We start from the raw sequence: 6,903 nt of genomic DNA, 5'->3' as shown, positions 1-6,903 counted from the left end.
CTGAGAAGAGAACTTATTTCAAGTTCTCTTTTTTTTTTATCTCCTAAAACCAAGAATTTACACTACTTCCCTATTTATCGGATCAGACACAAAAGTTAGATCAAGTCTAAAAGTCGTGACTTAATTCTGCCGACACAACGTAGAGAAATATCATTTGAAAATTTTTAAGATCAGCTTAACACTGAAAGATATTGACAAAAAAATATTGATATAAATAATCAACCATAACAATAAAATTAAAATCTTTTTTTTTTTATATATTGTATTGTTTTTGAGCTATACCTTTATTTAAACCATTTATAGTAACAATCACTAATTAAAATCCATACGCTAACAATCAAACCCTCCAAAAAAAAAATGAATTTCATAAAATCAAGTCGTTGTTCTTGGGTAAATCTGTATCAAAAAATACTTTTCCAATTTTAGAATTCATAATCTTGCTTATTCAAAAACAAATCACTGAAAAATATATTTTATTTCTATTTCTCAAAAAATAGAATAGAACTCTAATGCCTCTTTTTCAAAAAACCACCCCCAAATAATGAAACATACAATTCTAGCATTATGTTGCTTTCTTTTTTTATCAAATACTTTACAGGCACAAACATCAGGCACAGTTAAAGGATATGTAACAGATACAATAAATCATTCATCTTTATCAAAAGCATCAATCTCTTTGTTAAGAGAAAAAGATTCTATTTTAGTAAAATTTACCCGAGCCACAGAAAATGGTTATTTTGAGTTGAATAATATTAAAGATGGTAAATTTATTTTGTTGGTTTCTTATCCAAAATATGCTGATTTTGTAGATCAATTTTCGGTTGATTCTACACAGCTAATCAAAGATTATGGCAGAATCAACTTGGTTGATAAAGGAAAATTACTATCGGAAGTAATTATAAAAGGCAATAGAGCCGCCATGAAATTTAAAGGAGATACGTTGGAATTTGATCCAAAAGCATTTAAAATAGAACCTAATGCAAAAGTAGAAGATCTGATAAAACAATTTCCAGGAATACAAATTGATAAGGATGGAAAAATTACTGCTCAAGGCGAAACTGTGACAAAAGTTTTGGTTGATGGAGAAGAATTTTTTGGTGATGATCCCACTTTAGTTACAAAAAACTTACGTGCGGACATGGTTGATAAAGTACAATTGTACGACAAAAAAAGTGATCAAGCAGCTTTCACAGGAATTGATGATGGTCAGAAAACCAAAACGCTGAATGTAAAACTTAAAGAAGACAAGAAAAAAGGTCATTTCGGCAAAGTAGAACTTGGTGGAGGAACTGATAATTTTTACAAAGGACAAGCCATGTATAATAAATTTTGGGATAAGAAAAAAATAGCAGTTTATGGTATTTTTGGCAATACAGGACAAGTAGGATTGGGATGGGGTGATAAAGATAAATATGGACAAAACAGTTATCAGGTAACTGATGATGGTGGTATTTATTTTTCAAACAATGGAAATGATGAATTTGATAGTTGGGACGGACAATTTAGTGGTGAAGGAATTCCAGTTGCTCAAACGGGCGGAATACATTTTGATAATAAATGGAACAACGACAAAGAATCTATCAATATGAATTATAAAATTGGCGATATCAAACTTTCAGGAGATCGCAATGATATTAACCAGCAAAATTTAAGTACTAGCAGCATTTATAATACTTCGGACAAGAGTTTTGAAAAAAACATGACTAAAAATAAACTTGATCTAGCTTATGAAATTAAAATCGATACTACTTTAACTTTAAAATTAAATGTAGATGGATTATTTAAAAACAGTAATTCAAGTGAAGCAGAAATGCAAAAAGGTACTGACGAACAAGGTAACCAATTGAATAATTTGAAGCAGACAACTACAAACGATGTAGATGATAAAGTATTTAATATAAACACATTATTGACTAAAAGACTTAAAAAAACAGGCCGAACATTCTCTCTTAATTTAAACCAATCAAGTTCTGATAGCAAAAGTGATGGTTATTTAAACTCTATAGCTGAATTTTTTACACCAGCTGTAATTGTTCCCGATAGCACCAAAATAATCAATCAAAACAAAGTCAACAATATTCGCAATACAGCTTTTAAATCAAATTTGATTTATACCGAACCTTTATCCAAGAGCCTTACTGTAGTTCTTAATTATGGATTCAACTTTAGCAACGGAAAATCTGATCGTAAATCTTTTAATCAATCTTCAAATGGCGACTATAGTATTTTGGATCCCATCTTTAGTAATAATTATGAATTAGACCAAACGATAAACCAAATTGGAGCGATTTTTAACTACAAAAAAAACAAAACTGTTTTTTCTTTTGGTTCTAAATTTAGTGGTGTAAACTTTAAGCAATATGATGTTTATAGAGATAGTTCTTTTAAGCGAAAATTTATCAACTACATGCCTCAGATAAACTATCAATATAATTTTAAACAAAGAGAATCATTACGTCTATCATATAACGGAAACACAGATCAGCCAACATTAGAACAAATACAACCGATAGCAAATAATCAAAACCCATTAAATACGATTTTAGGTAATCCTAATTTAGATCCATCTTTTAGAAATAATTTTAGAGGTAATTATTATTCGTATAAAGTACTTAGTAACCAGTTTTTTTCGATTAATGGATCGTATAATTTTACGCTAAATCCAATAGTAAGCGATGTGGTTACAAATGATAGAGGACAAAGTATTTCTCAATTTGTTAACCTAGATAACAAAGCTACAACAAGTTATAATTTGAATACTAATTTTGGAAAAACAATCAAAGCCATAGACCTGAATGCAGGAATTGGTTTAAGCGCTAGTAAAAATGTAAACTATAATTACATCAATACGCAGCTAAATCAAACTAAAAATTCAACTTATACCTTTAATTTAGAATTTTCAAAGCAGAAAGAAAAAAAATATAATTTTGATGCTTACTTCGGACCTACTTATAACGTTGCTAATGCAAGCATCAACGAAAATAGTAAAAGTAATGGTTGGGGTTTTAATGGAAATTTCTGGTCTAGTGTACAATTACCTTTCAAACTAGAAATTAGCACAGATGGAAATTATCAATACAATGGAAAAACGCAAGTGATTCAGGAAAGTTTTGAACGTTTTATTTGGAATGCATCTATCACTAAAAAATTCTTAAAATCAGATAATTTAAGAGTTTCCATAACAGGAAGAGATCTTTTGAACCAAAATGTAGGATTTAATCGTTCTGCATTCAATGGAAATATTAGCCAAAGTACTTATACGACTATCCAAAGATATTTTATGTTCTCTGTAAGCTGGGATTTCAGCAAAATGGGCGGAGGAGAAATTAAACAAAACTAAGGTCATGAAAACACTAATAAATCACATCTTAATTTTAATAATTTTACTGACAAGTTGCAATACTTTTGCACAAAATGACCACTTTGTGCAAAATGGCGTAATCGAATTTGAAAAAAAATCAAATATGTACGCTTTGATTTCCAAAAAAATAAAAGGAGAAACAGAGAGTTATTATCAATTAGCTTTTGAAAGTTATAAAAAAAACAATCCGCAATTTAAAACTACAAAAAGCATTCTAAGTTTTTCTAAAAACAAAAGTTTATACAAATGGGAAGAAACAAATCAATCAGCAAACAACAGTTGGATTGCAGATGATGCAATGGCTAATTTAAAAAATGTTATCGCCACAGATTTAGATACTCAAACCAGTGTTACCCAAAAAAACATTTACGATGATTTATATTTAGTTAAAGATAGTTTACGCAAAATTGACTGGAAAATTACTGATGAAACTAGAGAAATTGCAGGTTATGAATGCCGCAGAGCAAATGCTATAGTTCTTGATTCTGTTTATGTTGTTGCTTATTACACCATTCAAATTCCATTTTCAGGCGGTCCTGAATCCTTTACAGGTTTACCAGGAACAATTTTAGGTTTGGCTCTACCACATGAAAATATAACATGGTTTGCCACAAAAGTTACTGAAATTCCAGTACCCGAAAATGATTTAGCTCCTCCAGTAAAAGGTAAGCCTACTAATAATAAAGAACTAAACAAAACCCTCTTGGAAGCTTTAAAAGATTGGGGGAAATGGGCAAAAAAAACATTACTGGCCTACTCTTTGTAACAAACCATTAAAGCTTATAGCTTCACAAAAAATAATTTTTGAGAACTATTCTTTCGTTTTAACTGATGTAATTAAAAGATTTCCAGACCATAATTACTCGAATTCATCCTCCTATCTTAGTCTTTTTATACAAATAATGATAATAATTACTACTCTTTTCCAAGATATACCATAGCTCTATACTCGTTTTACAGCAGGTTGTAAAAGTACATCACCGATTTTAAAATATCTCTCACTTTAAATGTTTTTAATTTAAAGAAAAGTCATACATTCGCTTAATTTTTCTTAAAAATTTGCTTAACATTTACTACAAATTTTAAAACACTATGAAAAAAACAAGTTTGTTTTTGCTAACACTTTTATTATGTACAACAACAATTCATGCAAAATACATTAAAGCCGTTCTATATATGGAGGATGGAACTATAAAAAAAGGGCTTTCCGAAAAAGTAGAACTCAATGATTCTAAAGTAAAATTTAGAACTGATGAAAATGCTAAAACAGAAAAAATTTCAAGTGCTGATATTAAAAAAATAGAATATACTAACGAAGAAAATTTAAAAATAACTGTAGAGCGATTATACGTTACAACTGCTAATATTTTGACTGGAAAATTTTCGAAATCGAGCAAAAAAAAGTGGATGTATATTATTGATGACAAAAATGTCAAAATTGGCTACATATACGAAGCCCCTGTCAACCGACCAAATGCGGCTGGAACAAGTAGAGTAATTATGTTGGCAAGCACAGCTTACTATTTTGGAAAAAAAGATAGTGATGCATTAGTCTTTGGATTCGTAGGCGGATCTACTGTGACTATTGGAGCTGATTCATTAATTCGAAAAATGTCAAGAGAGGCCTTTGCCGATTGTCCTAAAATTATCGATGTGATAGAAAAAACAAATTTCAAAGTCAAATCCGCAGTTGAACAACTGCAAACAATTTTTGAAAAAAATAAATGTAAATAATTTTAGAATTAGATTATTGCCACCAAGAAGCTTCAGAGAAATCTGAGGCTTTTTTTTAATCGCATCAATATACTTCATAAAAAATCAACTCCTATTTTCATCAAAACTTTGTGCTTTGGAGTTAATAAAATTGACATCAAATTCATCATTCTACACAAATGTAGTCATAGCGACAATATGTAATTTCTTTTTTTAATATTTTTGCTTTTATAGAAAAGTGCATAAACTCTAATAATTCTATCTTAAGTTGAAAGAAGTCAAACAAAGTAAATCAGATAATTCAGAACCTATTTGGGTTATGAGAGATATTACTATAGACTGCGCCATATTCGGTTATGATTCTGGTTGTCTCAAAATACTTTTAATTCAACATGGCGAAGGTGTATCTATAGGACAATGGGGACTCCCTGGCGGTTGGATAACCGAAAAAGAGCACATCAGAGATGCTGCAAATCGATTACTTCATAAAGTTACAGGACTTGATAATATTTATTTAAAGCAACTTAAAGCTTTTGGTGCGCCCGATAGATACCCCGCTGCACGTATTGTTACGATAGGTTATTATGCGTTAATAAAAAAAGATGATTACAATGTTACAGCTGGTGGTAATACTTTTGATGCCCAATGGTACAACATCAAAGACGTACCAAAACTTGCTTTTGACCATGACAAAATACTAAAATACGCTATTAAGAAACTACAAAAAAAAGTACGAAAAACACCTATAGGTCTTGCTTTGCTTCCCAAAAAATTCACCCTTCTAGAACTCATGCATTTATACGAGGAAATACTTGGCTACGAAATGGATAAACCAAATTTTAGACGAAAATTTTTAAACATGAAACTATTGAAAGCCCTTCCAGAAAAACAAAAGAATTCAAAATATAGAGCAGCTCAACTCTATGAATTTGATCCAGAAGTCTATCAAGAACTTACCAAAAAGGGTTTCAATTTCGAGTTTTAAACAATTAATTTTTTTTTTATAAAATAAGCTGTACTTCCAAAAAGTACAGCTTATTATTTTTAATCTAATACATTATTAAAAACAATGACTACTTTCTTTCCAATGACTAATACTCAAACCAGTCGAAATCAGCAAAGGAGTCTTTCTCTACTTTCCCATCTGCAAACAAGCCTAGAAAAACACCCGTAAAACCACCAGCAGTTTCTGAACTTATAAAACGGGTATTAATCTGACCAACATCTTGTCGAGTACCGTCCGAAGTTAAATAATAGAATTTATAAAGTTCTCCACTCCCATCTACTCCAAGCACAACTTCCCCATTTTGCAATGGAATTTCTTTTTCTGTATGCCTAAGTGCTCCCAAGGAATAAGTTAAACTCAAAATAAATTTGCCTGAAACATGTTTCACACTCATATCATAATGATAATCATTAGCCATATAAACAGTAATACCAGCCCTAGAACCTTCTTTAAGTTTTGAATAATCCAAAGAAACAGATGATTTAAAATCAATATGTTGCTGTCTACGTCCAACAAAAGATGGATTTCCGATCATATCCAGCGATTTTTCTGAAGGTCTGATTCTTAAAAATCCTTTCCGCTCTGTAAGCGAATAATTATTCATATTGGGAATACACAAATAGTTCCATTCTTTTCCAAGTACAGCCTTGTCAAATTCTGTCCTAGGGTTTTCCACTGCCACAAGAACTTGAGGTAAAGTTGGCACATTCATATCCAATGCTACTGTTCCGTTTTCATTGACTATAGGCCATTTACCAGCATCCCACTTTACTGGTGCCAAAAAAGTTTCCTACCCAAAAGATGATGAGTATAGGACTGAGGA

5 protein-coding genes are annotated in these 6,903 nt (G+C 30.7%); 4 read left to right on the top strand and 1 reads right to left on the bottom strand.

Going from position 1 to position 6,903, the window contains the following annotated elements; genetic code table 11:
* Positions 1-541: 541 nt before the first annotated feature.
* From ABEB18_RS06530 to ABEB18_RS06515, 4 genes are all read left to right on the top strand, one after another.
* Positions 542-3,340 carry an outer membrane beta-barrel family protein gene (locus ABEB18_RS06530; RefSeq protein ID WP_348798382.1) on the top strand — a complete coding sequence of 933 codons (2,799 nt, stop codon included), beginning with the start codon at positions 542-544 and terminating at the stop codon, positions 3,338-3,340.
* A 4-nt stretch (positions 3,341-3,344) separates the two neighbouring features.
* A complete protein-coding gene (locus tag ABEB18_RS06525) occupies positions 3,345-4,127 on the top strand; it encodes a GLPGLI family protein (RefSeq protein ID WP_348798381.1) in 783 nt (260 codons plus the stop codon).
* 326 nt (positions 4,128-4,453) lie between these two features.
* Positions 4,454-5,095, top strand: coding sequence for a hypothetical protein (locus ABEB18_RS06520; RefSeq protein ID WP_348798380.1), 642 nt, complete (start codon positions 4,454-4,456; stop codon positions 5,093-5,095).
* Between the two features lie 298 nt (positions 5,096-5,393).
* Positions 5,394-6,059, top strand: a complete 666-nt coding sequence (locus ABEB18_RS06515) for an NUDIX hydrolase (protein WP_348798722.1) — start codon at positions 5,394-5,396, stop codon at positions 6,057-6,059.
* A 106-nt stretch (positions 6,060-6,165) separates the two neighbouring features.
* Here ABEB18_RS06515 and ABEB18_RS06510 read toward each other — a convergent pair whose 3' ends face one another.
* Positions 6,166-6,861 (bottom strand): beta-xylosidase family glycoside hydrolase, encoded by a 696-nt coding sequence (locus ABEB18_RS06510; protein ID WP_348798379.1) that lies wholly within the window; start codon positions 6,859-6,861, stop codon positions 6,166-6,168.
* Between the last annotated feature and the right edge of the window lie 42 nt (positions 6,862-6,903).

Source organism: Flavobacterium adhaerens (genome assembly GCF_040045115.1).
Classification (GTDB): Bacteria; Bacteroidota; Bacteroidia; order Flavobacteriales; family Flavobacteriaceae; genus Flavobacterium; species Flavobacterium adhaerens.
The sequence above is the reverse complement of the archived record's forward strand: the minus strand, read 5'-3'. Positions and strand labels throughout refer to the sequence as shown.

What these genes read in the sequence shown, in the direction of transcription:
- ABEB18_RS06515 (WP_348798722.1), top strand. Translation starts at nt 5,394, where the DNA reads ATGAGAGATATTACTATAGACTGCGCCATATTCGGTTATGATTCTGGT.
- ABEB18_RS06530 (WP_348798382.1), top strand. Translation starts at nt 542, where the DNA reads ATGAAACATACAATTCTAGCATTATGTTGCTTTCTTTTTTTATCAAAT.
- ABEB18_RS06520 (WP_348798380.1), top strand. Translation starts at nt 4,454, where the DNA reads ATGAAAAAAACAAGTTTGTTTTTGCTAACACTTTTATTATGTACAACA.
- ABEB18_RS06525 (WP_348798381.1), top strand. Translation starts at nt 3,345, where the DNA reads ATGAAAACACTAATAAATCACATCTTAATTTTAATAATTTTACTGACA.